This window comes from Streptomyces kronopolitis, from assembly GCF_050953795.1.
GTDB classification, from domain to species: domain Bacteria; phylum Actinomycetota; class Actinomycetes; order Streptomycetales; family Streptomycetaceae; genus Streptomyces; species Streptomyces kronopolitis_A.
On the sequence record NZ_CP191850.1, the window covers coordinates 731,667 to 749,535 of the forward strand.

A 17,869-nucleotide genomic window follows, 5' to 3' on the forward strand; every position below is an offset into this window, starting at 1 on the left:
CGTCCGCGTCACTGCCGCGCCGCCTTGAAGCGGTCGGCGTGGACGGTGTGCGCGATCTCCTCGACGGTGTCCGCGTTGCCGACCCCGGCGATGGTCGTCCGCTCCGAGCCGATCCGCAGGAACCTGCCCTTGCGCACGGCCGCGAGGTCCTTGGTGGCGGGGAAAGACTTCAGGAACGCGGCGGCCTCGTCGAAGGCCTTGGTGTTGGCCGCCTCGCTGCCCCGGTCGCGCACCCCCAGCTGGATCCAGTCGGGGTTCTTGGCGACCACGTCCTCCCAGGAGACCTGCTTGAAGTCCCCCTCGCAGCCCTCGAAGACGTTGCGCGCCCCGGCCTGGCCGATCACGGCGTTGGCGACCTGCTTGCGGCAGACCGCGACCGGCTGCTTGGTGCCCGCGTCGTAGTCGAAGAAGAAGTACGTGGGCCGCTTGCCGGGGGCGAGGTCGCCGACGGCCTTTCGCACCCCGCCGACCTTCGCCCGCATCCCCGCCACCAGCGCGTCGGCCCGCTTGCCGGTGCCGGTCACCGCGCCCAGCCGCCGGAGGTCGTTCTCCACACCGGACAGGTCCGTCACCGCCTTGTCGGCCGTCGGCGCGCAGGCGGTGGAGGTCAGATGGAGGTGCTTGATGCCAGCCGCCGTGTACTCCTCCTCGGTCGGCGCGTCACCGCCGCCGCCCATCATGTCCATCGCGCCGAAGGTGTCGACGTACAGATCGGCGCCCGACCCGAGCAGCTTCTCCTTGGGGATGACGGACGTGCCCAGGACCGGCACCTTGCGGGCCGCCCGGTCCAGCGCGCCCGGCAGCGTCCCCTTCCCGGGCGGGAACCCGGTCCCGATGACCCGGTCGCCCGCGCCCAGCCGCAGCAGCATCTCCAGGGCGGCGGCATTGCTGGTGACGATCTTGCGCGGTGCGGACGGGAAGGTGACGGAGCCCTTGCAGTCGGCGACCTTCACGGGAAAGCCGGTCCCGGAGGCGGCCTTGTCCGCCCCTCCTCCCCCGCCGCTGCCGCCGCACGCGGTGGCGCCCAGCGCGACGACCACCGCGATACCGCACAACTTCCCAGGACGCATGGCTCTTCTCCCTGTGCTCACCGGCCGGCGCACCGGCCCTCTCACCCGCCGCGCAGCGACCGGCGGGCCGCGGACACGGCCCGGCACAGATAGTCGGCCCGACGGCGGGGGCGGTTCCGGGGCCACGGGCGTCTTTTCCGGTTTTCCGGACTCCGCCGGGCCGGGGCGCCGGCCTGCGTGGTCGCCCCCGGCACAGGGGCGGACTAGGGTGACGCCTCACCACGGCACCGGGAGGCGGTCGATGACGGCGGACACGGACGGGCCGCGCCCCCTCGCCACGGCGGACCCGCAGGCACCGGTCCCCGACGTGTCCCAGGCGGCCCGCTCGCTCGCCGCCCGCTGTGTGCCCCGGGTGAACGAGCTGGCCCGGCTGATGTCCCGGGACGCCTTCGAGCAGCTGCACGGCTATGCCGAACTCCCCGCCGAGGTCAAGGACGTGGAGATCGCGGCGACCGCCCGGCACGGGCTGCGGCTGTTCCTGGAACGGGTGGTGCACGATCCGCGGACCGGCCCCGACGACACCGGCCTGTTCCGCGAACGCGCCGCCCAGCGCGCCGAGGAGGGCATGCCGCTGCGGTTGCTGCTGGACACCCACTGCGCGGGCGCACGGGTGCTGTGGCAGGCGCTGCGGGAGGCCGCCCGGCCCGGCGAGGACGCCGCGCTGGTCGAACTGGCCGGCTATCTGCTCGGCGCCGAACAGCGGGTGGTGCGCGCGGTCACCGAGACCTACCTCGACGAGCGGGCGGCCCTGGCGGCCGAACACCGCGCGGAGCGCCGCTCCATGGTCCGCGACCTGCTGGCGGGCACCACGGTCCCGGCGGCGGACAGCCCGCTCGCGGGACCGTCACTGGTGCTGGCCGTGCGCCTGCCGGACGGGCCGCGGGCCCCGGTCGCCGCACGGCGGGTCGTGCGGCGGCTCCAGACGGCGCTGGACGGGGCGTTCGGCCGGGAGGTGCTCACCCTGCTCGACGGCACCGGGGGCCGGGCGCTCGTGCCCGGCCCGGCGCGGCCGCCGGCCGATCTCGCCGGGCGGCTCGCCGAGGCCGGCGGCCCGGGCGTACGGCTCGCCGCCGTCCCCGTCGAGCGGGGCGCGCAGCTCCCCGAGGCGGCGCGGACCGCCGCGCAGATCGTCCGGGTGGCCCGCGCCTGCGGCCGGCCGGCCGGGCTGCACCGGCTGGAGGACGTCCTGCTCGAATACCAGCTGTCCCGCCCCAGCGCCGGCAGCGACCGGATCGCCGCCCTGCTCGATCCGGTCGCCGGCCGCCCCGAACTCCTCGACACCCTCCGCACCCACCTGGAACAGGCACAGGACCGCCGCGCCACGGCCCGGCTGCTGACCCTCCACCCCAACACCGTCGACAACCGCCTGGCCCGCCTCACCGCCCTGACCGGCCTCGACCTGACCACCCCCCGGGGCACGGCCCTGGCACTGGCGGCGCTGCTGCTGCGCGACGCGGCGGACGACGGGGACGAGGGGTACGGGGAGGGCTCACTCCGGCTCTGAACCGGCTCGGCCCGCGGTCACGGCGTGACGATCGGGAAGTTCCAGTCGGGCTTGTCCAGCAGAGTCCCGAAGGTGAGCAGCGCCTCGGCGTCGCCGTCGAGAGTGACGGTGCCGGCGGTGATCTCGTCGAGGAAGGTGCTGGCGCCGCTGAGCACCGCGTTCAGGGTCGTGCGGGCCAAGTGCAGTGTGGCGAGCGGACGTTCACCCCGGGGCGCGTCACCGGGCATGGGGGTGAGCGCGCCGTTGGACAGCAGCAGACTCCAGATCTCCGGGTCCGGGCCCGGGTCGTCACCGACGGGCGCGGACCCGATCTCCCAGCGCAGAAGGAGACGCCGGTCGCCGGCCCGCGGCCCGTTGAGACGGACCGCCATGGACTGGAAGATCTGCTCGGCGGTCAGGGCCGCGAGGACATCGGGCGCGGGGTGTGCCGGGGTCCCGGCGACGGGCCCGCGCAGCTCCACGGCCCCCATGAGGTAGAAGTTACGCCAGGGCCCGGACTCGGCGGCCCGGCCCAGCCGTTCGAAGGCGTCGGCCTGCAGCGCACGGGCCCCGGCATGCCCCGGCTCGGCGAAGACGACATGGTTGACCACCTCGGCCACCCACCGCAGATCCCCCGCCTCGTACGCCTGCCGGGCCTTGTCCACCACGGCGTCGGCGCCACCCATGAACTCGACATAGCGCCGGGCCGCGGCCACCGGCGGATGCTGCCACAGATGCGCCGGATTCCCGTCGAACCAGCCCATGTAACGCTGGTACACGGCCTTGGCGTTGTGGCTGAGAGTGCCGTAGTAGCCACGGGCGTGCCAGGCACGTTCCAGCGCGGGCGGAAAGCGCAACTCCTCGGCTATCTCGGCACCGGTGAGCCCCGCATTGATCAGCCGGACCGACTGGTCGTGCAGATAGGCATAGGCGTCACGCTGCTCCTCCAGGAAGCGGACCGCACGCTCCCGCCCCCACGTCGGCCAGTGATGCGAGGCGAACACCACCTCACTGGAGTCGGCGAACAGCCGGAGCGTCTCGGTGAGATACCGGGCCCAGGCACTCGGATCGCGCACCAGCGCCCCGCGCAGCGTAAGGACGTTGTGCAGCGTATGGCAGGCGTTCTCGGCCACACACAGCGCCCGCAACTCGGGGAAGTGAAAGTTCATCTCGGCGGGCGCCTCGGTCCCGGGCGTCAGCTGAAAGACCATCCGCACCCCGTCGATCACCTCCTGCTGTCCGGTCTCGGTGACGTCCAGGGTCGGGGCGATCAGCCCGACGGACCCGGTCGAGGTCGTCTGCCCCAGCCCACAACCGATCTGCCCGGCCGGCCCCTTGGGCAGCGTGGTGCCGTACATGTAACCGGCCCGGCGCACCATCGCGGGTCCGGTGAAGACGTTCTCACTCACCGCATGAGCGAGAAAGCCGGCCGGAGCGATCACCGGAACCCGCCCGGCGGCCACGTCGGCATCGTCAACCACACCCCGCACCCCGCCGAAGTGGTCCAGATGCGAATGGCTGTAGAGCACGGCAGTCACCGGCCGCGGCCCCCGGTGCGCCCGGTACAACCCCAGCGCGGCCCCCGCCACCTCGCTGCTGATCAGCGGATCGATGACAAGAACCCCACGCTCACCCTCGACGAACGTGATGTGCGAGATGTCCAGCCCCCGCACCTGATAAATCCCCGGCACCACCTCGTACAGCCCCTGCCGCGCCACCAGCCGACTCTGCCGCCACAGCGAGGGGTTGGCGGTCGGCGGGCACTCATCCTCCAAAAACCCATAGGCATCGTTGTCCCAGACGACACGCCCTTCGCCATCCCGGATGACACAGGGTTCGAGGCGCCCGATGAACCCACGATCGGCGTCGGCAAAGTCCTGCTCATCGTCCCAGTCGAGGTCATTCATGCAGGCGATTGTGCTGGGGCGCCGACCGGGATTCATGGTGCTGGGGCACAGAGTGGACTGTCATGGGTCACAAGCCGGCGGGGTGCAGGACTGCGGCTCGCCCCGGCCCTCGTCGGGAAACGCAGAAGCCTCACCGCTAGCTGGACAGCAGAGGCGTCACGACGGACGGGCCCGCGAACTCTCCGGCGACGGCGTCCATGATGACTTCGTCGCACGACTTCCCGAGCCAGTACCCGGCGTCACGGAGCGTGCCGGCAGCCCGGAAGCCGGCCTTCTCATAGGCACGGATGCCTGCCTTGTTCGGGGCGAGGATCTTGAACCAGACCATGCGCAGGTTGGTGATGTGGAAGGCGTAGTCGAGGGTCAGGCGGGTGGCCTGGGTCCCGAGTCCGCGTCCGCGAGCTTCGGGGGCGAGCATGATGACGTACTCGGCGGTGCGGACGGCGTGATCGGGTAGGAGGGTGGCGACTCCGGCGGGTACGGGTTCGTCGGAGGTGCGGTCGTAAATGGTGAACCGGAGGTTCTCGCCGCGGAGTTGCTGGGCCATGCCTTCGGTGCGCGCTTCGAGAGACTCGGGTGCCTGACGCCCGTAGCCGACGAGGAGTGTGGGGTCCTGTTCCCAGCGCCAGTACGTTTCGACCAGGTCGGCGCGGTAGGGACCGAGTGCGCAGGTGTCGGTGCCGATCCATAAGATCGGGTCAGAGCTGGTGCTGATGACGGGCTCCAATGGTGAGGGCGACGGTGTAGCCGACCGTCGAGGGTGGCTCGGCGGCCGGGACTCCGTCGTCAGTCTGCACCCAGGCATGGAGCCGTACGGGATCTGGCGCGACGCCATGGCACCAGGTGGCGGACAGACGCCTGGTCGCAAGCAGGAACACCGCGGCGGCGGACTCCTCCAGGCAGGCGGTTCTCACTGGCGAGAACCAGCCAACGCGGCGGACAGCGAGGACGGCCGCTTGTGTCTGGTCATGGGTGGCGGGTTGGCGGCATGTTGACACCGCCCTCCTCAGTGCGGTGGTGAGGCGGTGCATCGTGGCACTCGGGCTGCCGAGTCGTTTGAGGGCGAGGACCGCGGCCAGAGCGGCAGTGGTGGTGCGAGTAGGAGCGGGCCTGAAGCTCCAGCAGGGTGTTCTGCGCTGCCCCAGCTATTGCAGTCAGTGTTGTTTGCCATGCGCAGGAGCACGCGCTGCAAGCACAGGGATGGAGGCGATCTTCTGTGCATCCAGGTGTTCCCAGATCAGCCCGGACGGCCGATGGGGCGAAGGGCAGGTGATGGTCTCCCCGGGTGTGACGATCACATCGACGCCGACGTCGTGCGAGGTCGCAGGCAGTTCCACGTTCAGGACTTGCCGCTCATGGACCGTGGTGACGACGACGGTGTGCTCGTCAATGAGGCCGGCCTCGGTGAGGAAGGCGAACTCCAGGTCTGAGTAGCCGGCCCCCTTGCCGACGCGGACCCCGGATCGGTTCACGGCGACGCTGCCCAGCACCACCACGTCCACGGGCCGGAGGTCGTCCACACCCACTCTGGGAGCGATGTCGGCCGCGGTTGGGCTGGAGGCTGCTTCGGCTGGCGGGATGGTGAGGGCCGCAGGGTCCAGCAAGTAGAAGGGGTGGGGGTCGGCGAGCTTGGGCACAGCCATGAAGACGGTTTTGCCTTCGGACAGCGCCAGAGCGCGTACGGGGAGCTGAGCCTTGTCCGGCACTGACTTGATCACTCGGGCGTGCTTCCAGGCGGGCAACTCGCCAAGTCTGGCGGCTGCCTCCTGTGATCCGACGAAGTTCGGAATGCGGCCGTGCACGGTGACATCGTGGGTGGCGTCACACGCGTCCAGAACGTCCCATACGCGTTCGCGCACTTGCTGCTTCTCGCGGTCCACGTCCGTGAGCATCCGGTCGTCGTTCATGTCGCCTCCATCAGCGCCAACAGGCGATCCTGCGCCTCCTGTACCGCGTTCTCGCCTCGCCACGGACGCAGTTCGCGTGCGGCACGGAAGACGACGTTCATTCCACCACCTCCGCGCGATCCCCGCAGCTCGTCGACGGCATCGTGGAACACGACGAGCGCAGCGTCGAGGTCACCTCGGCGGATCGCGGTGAGCGCGAGGTTTCCCAGGACGATCGCGCGCGACTTGCGGCGACCCTGCATGCGCGACGCGGTGTCTTGTAAGAACTCCTGCGCTTTGTCGTACTTCCCGAGTGAGAGGTAGCAGGAGCCGGCGAGGCGACTGAAGTGAGTCGGGGTGAACAGCTCGTGGGCGGCGTCAGTCCCGTCGGAGCGTTCGAGGTGCTTCTCGGCTCCCAGCAGGGCGCGCTCGCATTCGCTGTGTCGGCCGAGGAAGGCGTGCGCCTCCGCAGCGTGCAACAGGGCCAGGCCTGTCAGGGCATGGCTCGAATGGCGGGTGATCTGGGCGGCTTGGAGAGCGAGTTCGAGACCCTGTCGATGGTCCTTCGCTCCATACAAGGCGAGGTAGCAGGTGCGGAGTAGCGCATGCCCCTCAGTTGCGCGATCACGCAGGTAGCGTGCCACCTCCAAGCTCTGCGCATAGTACGCACGGGCCGACTCGTGGTCTCGCCGCTGCGACGCATCCCAGATCAACTGGCCCATGAGGGTGGCCGCGTCGGCTTGGAGTGAGCGGAGCTCGCGCTGCACCCGGCCGGCCGGGGCCTCTTCGGCGAGAAAGACGATCTTGTTGAGTTGCTGCCCGGCGTCAGCGAGGAGCGTCGCCGAGGGAACGGCGTCATAGCGGTTCGTCAGACCTTCCGTGTCGGAACGCAGCTCCGCTGCCGTGATCAGATCGGCTCCGGACGGATGTCGCAGTGCGTAACCAATGCGCCGCGAGTGGCCTGCTGACGTTGCCGACGCCACCGCCAGCAAGTCTTCCAACTGCTCTGCGCCCACTCGCAGGAGTCGAGCCAGCCGGGGGCGCTGGAAGGGAAGCGGGCTCGAATCACCAGACTCCCAGCGGCGAACCGTGGAGCGCTCCACGGCGAGAGCCTCGGCGAGGGATTCCTGGTGAAGCCCATAGCGCGGCGGCGTCGAACAAATTCGTGCCTCTTCACCGCCATGGGTCAGCTCTCCCCGGTCATCGTCAGCCTCGATGGCGAAGCGGCATCCCAGGTCGGGCCCAGGTGTGCCCCAAACATGCCCCGTCCTCGCCTCAATTCTGCTCTGGTTCCGGCTGCTTGGGAGCGGTTCCGTGGATCCACTCCAGCAGACCGCATCACTCGAACTGCAATCACTTGTGCCAACGATCGTCAAGGAGACCCGTTGCTGAGGAACTACGAAGTGGACCCGGGCCCGAGGCAACCTCCACGGCTTTTGCCAGCAGCCTGCTTGCCCAGCGCCCCTCCTTCCATCGGCGCCGAATCAACAGAGAGGAGATCAGGGCGCACCGACGAAAAGACTGAACGCCGGTTCAACCGTGCGGTCAAGTCTGTCGGCAAGGCGCGCGCCTTCGTCCGGGCCGCGCTCCCCGTCGACCAGTTCCGTCACCGCATCGACGACATCACGCTGTGCGTGTCCGAGCTGGTCACGAACGCGGTACGGCACGGCAGTCCTGCAGGTCACCTCATCCTTGTGCGCGTGGTAATCGCCGAGATGCTCCTGCGCATCGAAGTACACGACGCGGGCGAGAACCGCCCCCAGCTTCTCTCCCCGACAGACGATGACCAGTCCGGGCGTGGCCTCTTCCTTGTCGACACGTTTGCTGACGACTGGGGGATCACCCCTCGCGACGGGCTCGGCAAGGTCGTCTGGGTCACGTTCAAGGTGTCCGCGCCTGCGTCCGCAGCCATCCCATGCCCTGCTGACCATCGCTGAAGGCCGGGTGCGGAGTGGCCCGACAACACCTGCGCCGTCATCCGCGACTTGGGCTCCACCGCCCCACATCTACCAGGTCCATCCAGTCATCCATTCTGCTCCATAGGAGGAGTAATGTCCGTCCACCGCTTAGCTGTCCGGAACTTCCTCGACCGCCCCAGGCTGAGCCCTGCGGACCTGGCGATGGTCTTCCTCATGCGTGAGGACGACGACACCAGGCCGCGTCCGATGCCCACGCTGACCGTCGCGGAGGTGCCCGAAGCCGTCAAGGCTCTGGTGTCCCTCGGCGTGAGGTCAGTGAAGATCTTCGCGGGGTCCAGGGTCAGGGACGCCCACGCATCTCAGGGCGTCTCCCCCACCAGTCTGATGGCTCGTTCCATCAGTGCTGCGAAGAAGGCCACCTCAGACATTCTCGTGATGACGGAGACGTGCGTCTGCTCCCACAACGACTCCGGCGAGTGCTGGCTCGCCGACGAGCATGGGGACATGGACTTGGCGGAGACGAACGCGGCGTTGGCTGCTCAGGCCGTGATGCAGGCCGATGCCGGGGCGGACATCGTGGGTCCGGCCGCGATGGTCCCGGGAGCCGTACGCGCCGTACGCGGAGCCCTTGACGAGGCAGGCCACAAGGCGGTGGTGGGCATCATGCCGCACCTGATCTTCGAGTCATCCCTGTACGAGGGCTACCGGGCTTCCATGGGGGCTGCTCCCCGCTCGGGGGCTCGTGTGTTGCAGATCAACCCGGTCCAGCCCGAGCATGCCATCCACGTAGCGCGCACCATGGTCGATGAGGGCGCGGACATGATCCTCATGGAGCCCGCCCTCCACACCGTCGACACCCTGGTCCACCTCAAGGACAAAATCCCCGTCCCTCTGGTGCCCTTCTCGGTGTCGGGCGAGTATCTGCGTTTGACGGACCGCCGCGAAGACGGCTTGCGAGATGTAACAGGCCTCATCGAGGCATACACCGTCCTCAAGCGGGCGGGCGCCACCCGGATCATCACCTACGGCGCCCTGGAGATCGCCCGCGAGCTCAAGCCTTCCTGATGGACTCCAGGATGTCGGACGCGCCTTGCGCAAGGAGATCGGCCGCGACGCAGGCGCCGAGCTTCTCGGGGTCGTCGGTCGGCCCGACCCCGGCAGCTGTGACCTGCTGAACGCCGTCCAGAGAAGTCACCGCCGCGGAGAGGTGCAGAAGTCCGTCGGAACCGAACCGACCCCAGGCGCCGACGGGGACGGAGCAGCCCCCGTGAAGTTCGGCCAGCAGGGCGCGCTCGGCACGAACACAGGCGTCGACGCGCGGATCCCCGGTCCGCGCCAGCAGCTCGGCGGCCGGGGACTCGGCTCGGACCTGGATGCCGAGCGCGCCCTGCCCGGGGGACGGGGGGGGAACACGACAGGGTCGAACACCTCGTGGACCTCCGGCATCAGGCCGAGTCGGTTCAGTCCCGCTGCCGCGAGCACCACCGCGTCGAGGCCACCCTTGATCGTGCGGGTGAGCCGGCCGGGGACGTTTCCACGGATCGGCACAACGTCCAGGTCCGGTCGCAGAGCGAGGAGCTGAGCGACCCGGCGTGGAGCTCCGGTGCCGACCCGTGCTCCTCTCCGCAGGCCGGCCAGCGTCGATCCGCACAGCACATCGCGTACATCCTCGCGCGGGCCGGGAGTCGTCAGCAGGAGCGTGCCTTCGTAAACGGAGGTGGGGAGGTCTTTGAGCGAATGGACGATCACGTCGACCTGCCCGGTGACGAGAGCCGCTTCCTGGTTCGTGGAGAAGGCGCTCCCACCGGCCGTCTTCGCCACGTCGGCAAGAGTCGGGGTCACGCGGTCCTGGTCACCGCCTTCGAGGATGATCTGCCGCTTGAACGCCATTCCGGGGAGTTGCTCGGCGATCGGCGCGAGCCACTCCGTAACCTGCGTCCGGGCCAGTTTGCTGGCCCGGGAACCAATGCGCATCACGTCGCTCATTCGGGTCAACCCCTCGTCCCACAAGGCTTGTTGGCAAAGCATCGTACGTCCACCCGAACCATGCGCTTTCCGACAGATTGTCGCTGGAGGAGAGTCCTCGGATCACGGCCCGTCAGCGACACCCACGGATGCTTGGCCACCGCCCGCCGCTCACAGATCCTGCTCCTCTCCCCCGCTCCCCTGCGGCCCGTACAAAGCCAGCAGCCGGCTTCGTGTCCCATGAAGCCGGTCGGCGACCGTCTCGGCTACGTAGTGGTACATCGCGCGGCCGAGGACGGGGTCGGAGTCGCACAGGTCGCGGACGACCGGGGCTTCGAACTCGACGGCGTCCACCGGGCCGAGCGTCTCGGCGCCCAGGTGCCACAGGTACGGTGGGAAGAGCCAGGACCAGCCGAGGAGTTCGTCGCGGCCGAGGGTTTCGACGACGGCGGCGCGGCGGCCGGGGACGTGCTGGTCGAGGGCTACCTGGCCGCTGCGGATGATCCAGAAGCGGTCGGCGCGGCGGCCCTCCTCGAAGAGGCGGGTGGCGCGTGGGAACGACACCGGGCGGGCGAGGTCCCGCAGTCGCCGGCGCCGGTCCGGTGGCATGGCGTCGAACAGGTCTTTCGCCGTGGTCATCTCATTCTCCGTCCGCTGACTGCTTTGCAAGATAAGCGGTGGTTCGCGGGGATACGGGGAATGGCCCGGCGGGCGGGGCGGCGGTCGTGGCGGTCAGGTCAGCTGGCGGCGCACCAGGTCGTGCAGCGCCCCGGAGGTGTCGGCGAGCAGCTCGGCCGGCGGGCCCTGCTCGACGATCCGGCCGTCGGCCATGACGATCACGCGGTCGGCGTCCATGACCGTGGTGAGCCGGTGGGCGATCACCAGCCGGCTGGCGCTGAGCTTGCGGGTGCTGTCGCTGACGATGCGCTGGGTCTCGTTGTCCAGGGCGCTGGTGGCCTCGTCGAAGAACAGCATCCGGGGGCGGCGGACCAGCGCCTGCGCGATCATCAGGCGCTGGCGCTGGCCGCCGGAGATCGCGGCGCCGCCGGAGATCATGGTGTGCAGGCCCATCGGCATCCGCTTGATGTCCTCGGCCAGGCCGGCCATCTCGGCGGCCCCCCAGGCCTCCTCCTGGGTGAAGGCCTCCGCGCCGCAGATGCAGTCCAGGATGGAGCCGGTCAGCGGCTGGGCGTTCTGGAGGACGACGCCGCACTGGCGGCGCACCGCCGCCTGGTCCAGGGCCGACAGGTCCTGGCCGTCGTAGAGCACGCTGCCGGAGGTGGGTTTGTCGAAGCCGATCAGGAGCCGCAGCAGGGTCGATTTGCCGCAGCCGCTCGGGCCGACGACGGCCACGAACTCACCCGGCCGGATCCGCAGCGAGACGTCGTCGAGGACCAGCGGGCCGTCGTCGGTGTAGCGGAAGGAGAGCTTCTTGGCCTCGATGGCGCCGGTGAGGGCGCCGGGCTGGGCGCTGGCGCCGCGCACCTCCGGCTTCTCGTCCAGCACCGGCTTGACCTGCTCGAACATCGGCAGCGCGGCGGCGGTCTGGACGAAGGCGCCGGTGATCTGGGTGACCGAGGTCAGCAGCATGGTCACCGAGGTGTTGAAGGTGAGGAACGAGCCGGCCGACATGCTGCCGCGGGCCGGGCCGGCCAGCAGCATGAACATGATCAGGGAGCAGAGCGGGAGGTAGACCGCGTTGAGGACGGTGGTCAGGTTCTTGATCCGGCCGGCCCGCTGCTGGAGTTCGCGGGTGTGGGCGAACTCCCGCGCCCAGGCCGCGTAGGCGAAGCTCTCGGCCGCGGCGACCCGCAGCTTGGGCAGCCCCCGCAGGGTCTGGAACGCCTGGTTGTTGAGCTTGTTGCCGAGCTTGACCAGCCGTCGCTGCCAGCGCAGCTCCCACAGTCCCATGGCGAGGAAGACCGCACCGATGACGAGCAGCATGGCGATCGCCGCGAAGGCCAGCGGCACGCTGAAGCACAGCAGCATGACGAGGTTCATCGCGCCGATGGTCAGCGACTGCACGGCGACCGGGCCGACCCCGGACAGCACCCGCCGGATGCTGCTGATGCCCATCGCGGCGCTGGCCAGCTCGCCGGTGGAGCGTTCGGTGAAGAACTTCGTCGGCAGCCGCAGCAGCCGGTCCCACACGGCCGGCTGGAGCGCGCTCTCGATCCGGCCCTCCATCCGCAGGACGGTGAGGTTCTGCAGCAGCATGAAGGCGGCCGAGACGACGCTGGTGACGATGACGGCCAGCGCGACCTGGACGATCAGACTGCGCTGGGCGCTGGGGACGTACACCCCGAGCACCCGGCCGGTCGCCAGCGGGACCAGCGCCCCCAGGGCGACCGTCACCAGCCCGCCGAGGGCCAGGTTGCGGACGTCCGTCCGGGTGCCGCGCAGGCTGAAGCGCATCAGCCGCCACAGGGTCATGGGCCGTTCCGGCAGCGGCCGGTAGAACATCACGGCACGCGCTTCGAGCTCCTCGGCGTTGTCCTTGCCGATCCGCATCCGCATGCCGGAGGCCGGGTTGACCGCTTCGTAGCGGCCGCGCCGCCACAGCAGCGCCACCGGGGCCCCGGATTTGGCCCGGTGGCCCACCAGCGGCCCGGTGTTGGTGCGCCACCAGCGTCCCTGGAGGCGGACCGCGCGGGTGCGGACCCGGGAGCTGACCGCGATCCGTTCGACCGGGCTGATGCGGTCGTTGACGGCACCGCCCTTCGGCGGTTCGGTGAGGGTCATCCCGGCCGCCTCGGCCACCGTGCGGCAGACCGCGAAGGTGGCGTCGTCGCCGGCGCGGCCGCCCTCCCCGCCGCCCCGCCCGGACCGGTCCGAGCGGCCGATGGAGGCCAGCAGCGCCTGGTCGGCCCGCTCGCGGACGGCCTCACCGGCCTTGATGCCGGCCGCCGTGCGGTCCTCGTGAGCGCGCTCCAGTTGCTCGATCCACCGGTCGACGGCGGACAGCAGCCGGTATTGCTGATTGACCATCTGCTGCCACAGCCCGGGGTCGACGAGCAGATCGCCGGCCGCCTCCGCGCTGTAGGAGGCGCCGTACTGCACGCTGCCGGGCGGGACCGGCATCCACAGGATGTCGTCGTCGGCCACCGCCTCGTCGCCGGGCCGGCCGTCGAGCGGGGCCTCGAAGAGCACGCCCAGGCTGCGGGCGGTGCCCAGGGCGAAGGCGTGCTCCAGCGGGGAGGGGGCGGGCTCGCCGTGGCCGGCGTACGCGGGGTCGTGGGGCTCCTGCGCGCCGTAGGGGGACGTCTGCGCGTACTGTCCGGTGTCCCACTCGGGGCGGGGCAGTTCGCGCAGCGGTATCCGGCGCAGCAGCGCGTCCTGCGTCGGCCGGCCGAGCAGGGTGTGCTGCGGGCCCTGTACGGGGCCGAGCAGCAGGGCGCCCGCTTCGAGGCGGCCGAGGAAGTGCCAGTGGCCCTCCTGGGCGGCGTCGACCGCGAAGAGGTCCAGCGCGCCGCCCGTGACGAGCCACAGCACGTGCGGGCCCTCCAGGGGGACGCTGCGCAGGCCGGTGCAGTCGACGGGGGTGCCGAGCGTGCCCAGGGCCTGGGTGACCGCGTCGGTGTCACCCGGTCCCACGACGGCGGACGGGGGCATCGATGACACGTCAGTGCTCCTTGACCAGCTCGGCGTACGGGCCTCCGGCGGCGACGAGGTCCTCGTGCCGCCCGCGTTCGACGACCACGCCGTGGTCGAGGACCACGATCTCGTCGCTGTCGCGGACGGTGCTCAGCCGGTGGGCGATGATGACGCAGGCGCAGCCGCGGCGCCGCAGGTTGTCCATGATGAGCTGCTCGGTGCGGGCGTCCAGGGCGCTGGTGACCTCGTCGAGGACCAGGACGCTGGGGCGCCGGACCAGGGCGCGGGCGATCTCCAGCCGCTGCCGCTGCCCGCCGGAGAAGTTGCGGCCGTCCTGTTCGACGCGGCTGTGGATGCCGTCGGGGCGGCGGGCGATGACGTCGTCGTAGAGAGCGGCGTCCTTGAGGGCGGTGATGACCGCGTCGTCGGGGATCGAGGGGTCCCACAGGGCCACGTTGTCGCGGACCGTGCCCTCGAACAGGAAGACGTCCTGGTCGACGAAGGAGACGGAGGCGGCGAGCGCGCTGCGGGAGAGGTCCTCCAGGCGCCGGCCGTCGATGCGGATGGCGCCTTCCCAGGGGCTGTAGAGGCCGGAGATCAGCCGGGAGACGGTGGACTTGCCGCTGCCGGAGCCGCCGACGAGGGCGACCTGCCGGCCGGGGCCGACGGCCAGGGAGAAGCCGGTGAGCAGTGGCTTGTCCAGCGGGCTGTAGCCGAAGGTGATGTCGTCGAGCGTCACATGGCCCTTGAGCCGCCGGGTGTCGGCATCGGAGCCGGGGCGGGAGTAGAGGGTGTCGGCGGGGAAGCTCTCGACGTCCTTGAGGCGGGCCACGTCGGCGGCGAAGTCCTGGATGCGGCCGGCCACCCCGTTGAGCCGGGTGATCGGTGCGGTGAAACGGGTCACCAGCGCCTGGAAGGCGACCAGCAGACCGATGGAGATATGGCCCTCGACCGCCCGCAGGCCGCCGATCCACAGGATCAGCGCGCTGTTGAGGGTGGCGAGGGTGGGGGCGACGACGGCCAGCCAGGCGCTCGGCACCCCGAGGCGCTGCTGTTCCTCCAGGGTGGTGGCGTGCTGGCCGGCCCAGCGGCGGAAGTAGCCGTTCTCGCCGCCGGTGGCCTTCATCGTCTCGATGAGCTGGAGGCCGGTGTAGGCGGTGTTGGTCAGCCGGGCGGTGTCGGCGCGGAGCTTTTGGGTGTGGGTGGCCCGCAGCCGCACCACGATCCGCATGGCGACGACGTTGAGCAGCGCGATGCCCACGCCGATGACGGTGAGCTGGGGGTCGTAGGTCCACAGCAGGACGGCGTAGAGGACGACGACGACCCCGTCCACCGCGGCGGCGGCGAGGTCGCGGGCCAGGGTCTCGGCCACCGCGTCGTTCGACTGCAGCCGCTGGACCAGGTCGGCGGGGCTGCGCTGGGCGAAGAAGGTGACCGGGAGTCTGAGCAGATGGCGCAGGAAGCGGGCGCTGGTGAGGGTGGAGGAGATGATCCGGCCGCGCAGCAGGTTCGCCTGTTGCAGGCCGGTCAGCACGGCGGTCAGCGCCACCATCGCGGCCATCGACGCGAAGAGCGGCCCCAGCAGCGAGGTCTGGTTGCCGATCAGGAACATGTCGATGTACGTGCGGCTGAGCGCGGGCACCGCGGCGCCGACCGCGACCAGCAGCAGGCTGGCGAGGAGGGCGGCCAGCAGGGTGCCGGTCGTGCCGCGCATCCGGGCGGGCACGGCGCCGAGGACGCCGGGCTTGCGGCCGCCCTTGCGGAAGTCCTCGCCGGGCTCGAAGACCAGGGCGACGCCGGTGAAGCTGGTGTCGAAGTCCTCGGTCGCCACGAAGCGGCGGCCCTTGTCCGGGTCGTTGATGTGGACGCCGCGGCGGCCCAGGCGCCGGCCCGTGCCGTCGTAGACGACGTAGTGGTTGAACTCCCAGAACAGGATGGCCGGTGCCTGCACTTCGGCGAGCGCGGCCGGTTCCATCTGCATGCCCTTGGCCTGCAGGCCGTAGCTGCGGGCGGCCTTGAGCAGGTTGCTGGCGCGCGAGCCGTCACGGGAGACCCCGCAGGCGATCCGCAGCTCCTCCAGCGGCACGTGCCGTCCGAAGTGGGCCAGCACCATGGCCAGGGACGCGGCGCCGCACTCCACGGCCTCCATCTGGAGGACGGTGGGCGTGCGGACGGTCCGGGTCTTGCCGGGCTTGGGGGCCGGCGGCGCGGCGCGGCGGGGGCGACGGGGGCCGGGCGCGGGCTCGGGGCGGTGGCGGCCGCGGCCGGGCGGCGGCAGCTGCGGCTGCGGGGCGGCGGAGTCGTGCGTTGCGGTCACGGCAGCAGCCAATCGATCGGGTGCTGTGCGGCCAGGTGGACCGCGCCGTCGGTCAGGGTCATGGACCCGACGGCGTACGGGGGGCCGTCGGAGGTGGACCAGGCGTAGCCGGACTTGTTGTGCGGGGCGGGGTCGAGCCGTACGAGGACCGCCACCGGCTGACCGTGCCGGGAGAACTGCTCGCCGAGCTGGCTGCTGCCCAGGAAGGTGCTGATCCGCTGGCGGCTCTGCGCGGTGCGGCCGACGGCCTTGACCCGGCCGCGCAGCACGCCGTACTGCTGGCTCGGCACGGACTGGACGGTGAGGTCGACGGAGGCGCCGACGGGCACCGTGGCGCCGCTCTCGGCCGGTACGTAGAGCATGGCCGTCAGGAGGTCGCGGTCATGGGCGACGCGCTCGACGGCGGCCACCTCCGCGCCGGTCGTGACGACGGCGCCGACGGTGGCGGACAGCGAGGTCAGCCGGCCGGCGGCGAGGGCGCGCACGACGGCGGTGCCCCGCGCGGTGCGGACCTTCAGCACGGGGGTGTTGGTGCCCACCCGGGAGCCCTCCTGGGCGAGCACGGCGGTCACCTGGCCGGCGACCGGGCTCTGCAGGACGTAGCTGCCCTGGCCGTGGGTGAGGATGCCGGGGGCGTTCAGGGTGGACGACACGGTGCCGGTCACCGCCCATACGGAGGCGGCGAGCACGAAGAGGACCGTGACCGTCAGCACGAGCCAGCCCTGCGGCCGGGCGAATCGCACCGGGAGATCGATGTCCTCGGGCGACTGCAGCTTGGAAAGGGCCTGTTGGCGGAACTGCACGACACTCTTCCCTCAACTGCAACGGACTGTCAGACGGCGACTGCCGGATGCCCCGGGGCCGGGCTGGGCCTGGCGGTTCCGGGGCACCCGTCGCGGCATGTCGGCAAGGAGGGGACGCCGACCTGCCGTTGTCACCTTGAGCCGGCTGTGCCGCTAGCGGCACAGAAGGGGCTCAGAGACCGGCGACCAGGCCGGTCGCGGTGCCCACAACGCCGGAGGTGTTGACGCCGGTGGCGCCGTCGACCAGGCCGGTCACGGAGCCGACGGTGCCGGAGACCGGGGCGATGTGGTCAACGGTGCTGGTGGCGGTGCCGACCACGCCGCCGAGGAGGCCACCGGACACGTTGTCCAGGTCGCTGTCGGAGATTTCCTGGGTCTGAACCTGGGGGGTGGAGTTCATGATGTTTCCCTTCGGATGAATAACTCTAAAAAAGCTGCGTCCGTACCGTCCGGTGGGGTGGTCCGGGCGCGGCAGCGGTAGTCGGGTACCCGAAATCGGGAACCGATGGTGTGACTCCCGCAGTGCGAAGGATCAAAGCACGCGGGCAGGTTGCGCTGCTAATCGGCGGACCGCAGATCCGGACGCCGAGGCTCCGTTGAATTACCTGACGTGCACGCACGTCCATGACTTGGTGGCAGCTTCTTCACATCCTCGCCCGTTTCCTTTTCGGCGCGCGGACATTTGCCCGTTCGACGAACGGGACATTACCGCCCCAACCCGCTTACCCGCAGGTCAGCGTGGTGACGCGGTGCGGGAGAGGCTGTGCCGACTGCGCATTCGCTGTGCAGATTCCTTGAAGACCCGCCAGTTTTTACGGCACGCGGCCGCGTCGGCACCGCAGAACGCGTGCGCACACCACTCGCCGGCCGCCGCGAATGTTGCACGGGCATGAACTGCGCCCGATTCGCCCGGACTTGTTGAGCG

16 protein-coding genes are annotated in these 17,869 nt (G+C 70.5%); 3 read left to right on the forward strand and 13 right to left on the reverse strand.

All coding sequences use genetic code 11. The annotated features are described in order from the left end of the window. Positions 1-8 precede the first annotated feature (8 nt). Positions 9-1,070 carry an ABC transporter substrate-binding protein gene (locus tag ACQP17_RS02790; protein WP_433854772.1) on the reverse strand — a complete coding sequence of 354 codons (1,062 nt, stop codon included), beginning with the start codon at positions 1,068-1,070 and terminating at the stop codon, positions 9-11. Positions 1,071-1,311: 241 nt separating this feature from the next. On the opposite strand from ACQP17_RS02790, the gene ACQP17_RS02795 reads away from it, so the two are divergent. Then, on the forward strand, positions 1,312-2,574 hold the full coding sequence (locus ACQP17_RS02795; RefSeq protein ID WP_433854773.1) for a PucR family transcriptional regulator: 1,263 nt from the start codon (positions 1,312-1,314) through the stop codon (positions 2,572-2,574). A gap of 17 nt (positions 2,575-2,591) precedes the next feature. Here ACQP17_RS02795 and ACQP17_RS02800 read toward each other — a convergent pair whose 3' ends face one another. The 5 genes from ACQP17_RS02800 to ACQP17_RS02820 all read right to left on the reverse strand — a co-directional run bounded on the left by ACQP17_RS02800 (position 2,592) and on the right by ACQP17_RS02820 (position 7,362). Continuing rightward, positions 2,592-4,460, reverse strand: a complete 1,869-nt coding sequence (locus ACQP17_RS02800) for an alkyl/aryl-sulfatase (protein ID WP_433854774.1) — start codon at positions 4,458-4,460, stop codon at positions 2,592-2,594. 136 nt (positions 4,461-4,596) lie between these two features. Next, a complete protein-coding gene (locus ACQP17_RS02805; protein WP_433859816.1) occupies positions 4,597-5,145 on the reverse strand; it encodes a GNAT family N-acetyltransferase in 549 nt (182 codons plus the stop codon). Between the two features lie 13 nt (positions 5,146-5,158). Next, positions 5,159-5,605 (reverse strand): lasso peptide biosynthesis B2 protein, encoded by a 447-nt coding sequence (locus tag ACQP17_RS02810; RefSeq protein ID WP_433859817.1) that lies wholly within the window; start codon positions 5,603-5,605, stop codon positions 5,159-5,161. Positions 5,606-5,614: 9 nt separating this feature from the next. After that, positions 5,615-6,367 carry a 5-formyltetrahydrofolate cyclo-ligase gene (locus tag ACQP17_RS02815; protein ID WP_433854775.1) on the reverse strand — a complete coding sequence of 251 codons (753 nt, stop codon included), beginning with the start codon at positions 6,365-6,367 and terminating at the stop codon, positions 5,615-5,617. Next, positions 6,364-7,362 (reverse strand): transcriptional regulator, encoded by a 999-nt coding sequence (locus ACQP17_RS02820; RefSeq protein WP_433854776.1) that lies wholly within the window; start codon positions 7,360-7,362, stop codon positions 6,364-6,366. Before ACQP17_RS02820 ends, ACQP17_RS02815 begins: the two co-directional genes overlap by 4 nt. A gap of 435 nt (positions 7,363-7,797) precedes the next feature. Here ACQP17_RS02820 and ACQP17_RS02825 point away from each other — a divergent pair, with 435 nt between their 5' ends. Both ACQP17_RS02825 and ACQP17_RS02830 read left to right on the forward strand, forming a co-directional pair. Then, complete coding sequence (locus ACQP17_RS02825; RefSeq protein ID WP_433854777.1) at positions 7,798-8,283, forward strand: ATP-binding protein; 486 nt, start codon at positions 7,798-7,800, stop codon at positions 8,281-8,283. Between the two features lie 114 nt (positions 8,284-8,397). Beyond that, entirely contained in the window at positions 8,398-9,330 is a 933-nt protein-coding gene (locus ACQP17_RS02830) for a hypothetical protein (RefSeq protein ID WP_433854778.1), read from the forward strand. Here ACQP17_RS02830 and ACQP17_RS02835 read toward each other — a convergent pair. From ACQP17_RS02835 to ACQP17_RS02865, 7 genes are all read right to left on the reverse strand, one after another. Beyond that, positions 9,317-9,550, reverse strand: coding sequence for a hypothetical protein (locus ACQP17_RS02835; protein ID WP_433859818.1), 234 nt, complete (start codon positions 9,548-9,550; stop codon positions 9,317-9,319). The two genes, ACQP17_RS02830 and ACQP17_RS02835, sit on opposite strands and share 14 nt — an antisense overlap. Continuing rightward, positions 9,457-10,251 (reverse strand): hypothetical protein, encoded by a 795-nt coding sequence (locus tag ACQP17_RS02840; protein WP_433854779.1) that lies wholly within the window; start codon positions 10,249-10,251, stop codon positions 9,457-9,459. The genes ACQP17_RS02835 and ACQP17_RS02840 overlap by 94 nt, the downstream gene beginning before the upstream one ends. Positions 10,252-10,401: 150 nt before the next feature. Further along, a complete protein-coding gene (locus ACQP17_RS02845) occupies positions 10,402-10,869 on the reverse strand; it encodes a cyclic nucleotide-binding domain-containing protein (RefSeq protein WP_433854780.1) in 468 nt (155 codons plus the stop codon). Between the two features lie 93 nt (positions 10,870-10,962). Further along, complete coding sequence (locus ACQP17_RS02850) at positions 10,963-13,842, reverse strand: NHLP bacteriocin export ABC transporter permease/ATPase subunit (RefSeq protein ID WP_433859819.1); 2,880 nt, start codon at positions 13,840-13,842, stop codon at positions 10,963-10,965. 10 nt (positions 13,843-13,852) lie between these two features. After that, positions 13,853-16,141 (reverse strand): NHLP family bacteriocin export ABC transporter peptidase/permease/ATPase subunit, encoded by a 2,289-nt coding sequence (locus tag ACQP17_RS02855; protein ID WP_433854781.1) that lies wholly within the window; start codon positions 16,139-16,141, stop codon positions 13,853-13,855. Then, on the reverse strand, positions 16,138-16,944 hold the full coding sequence (locus ACQP17_RS02860; RefSeq protein WP_433854782.1) for an HlyD family efflux transporter periplasmic adaptor subunit: 807 nt from the start codon (positions 16,942-16,944) through the stop codon (positions 16,138-16,140). The genes ACQP17_RS02855 and ACQP17_RS02860 overlap by 4 nt, the downstream gene beginning before the upstream one ends. Before the next feature lie 172 nt (positions 16,945-17,116). Continuing rightward, positions 17,117-17,344, reverse strand: a complete 228-nt coding sequence (locus ACQP17_RS02865) for a type A2 lantipeptide (protein ID WP_364881418.1) — start codon at positions 17,342-17,344, stop codon at positions 17,117-17,119. Positions 17,345-17,869: the final 525 nt, after the last annotated feature.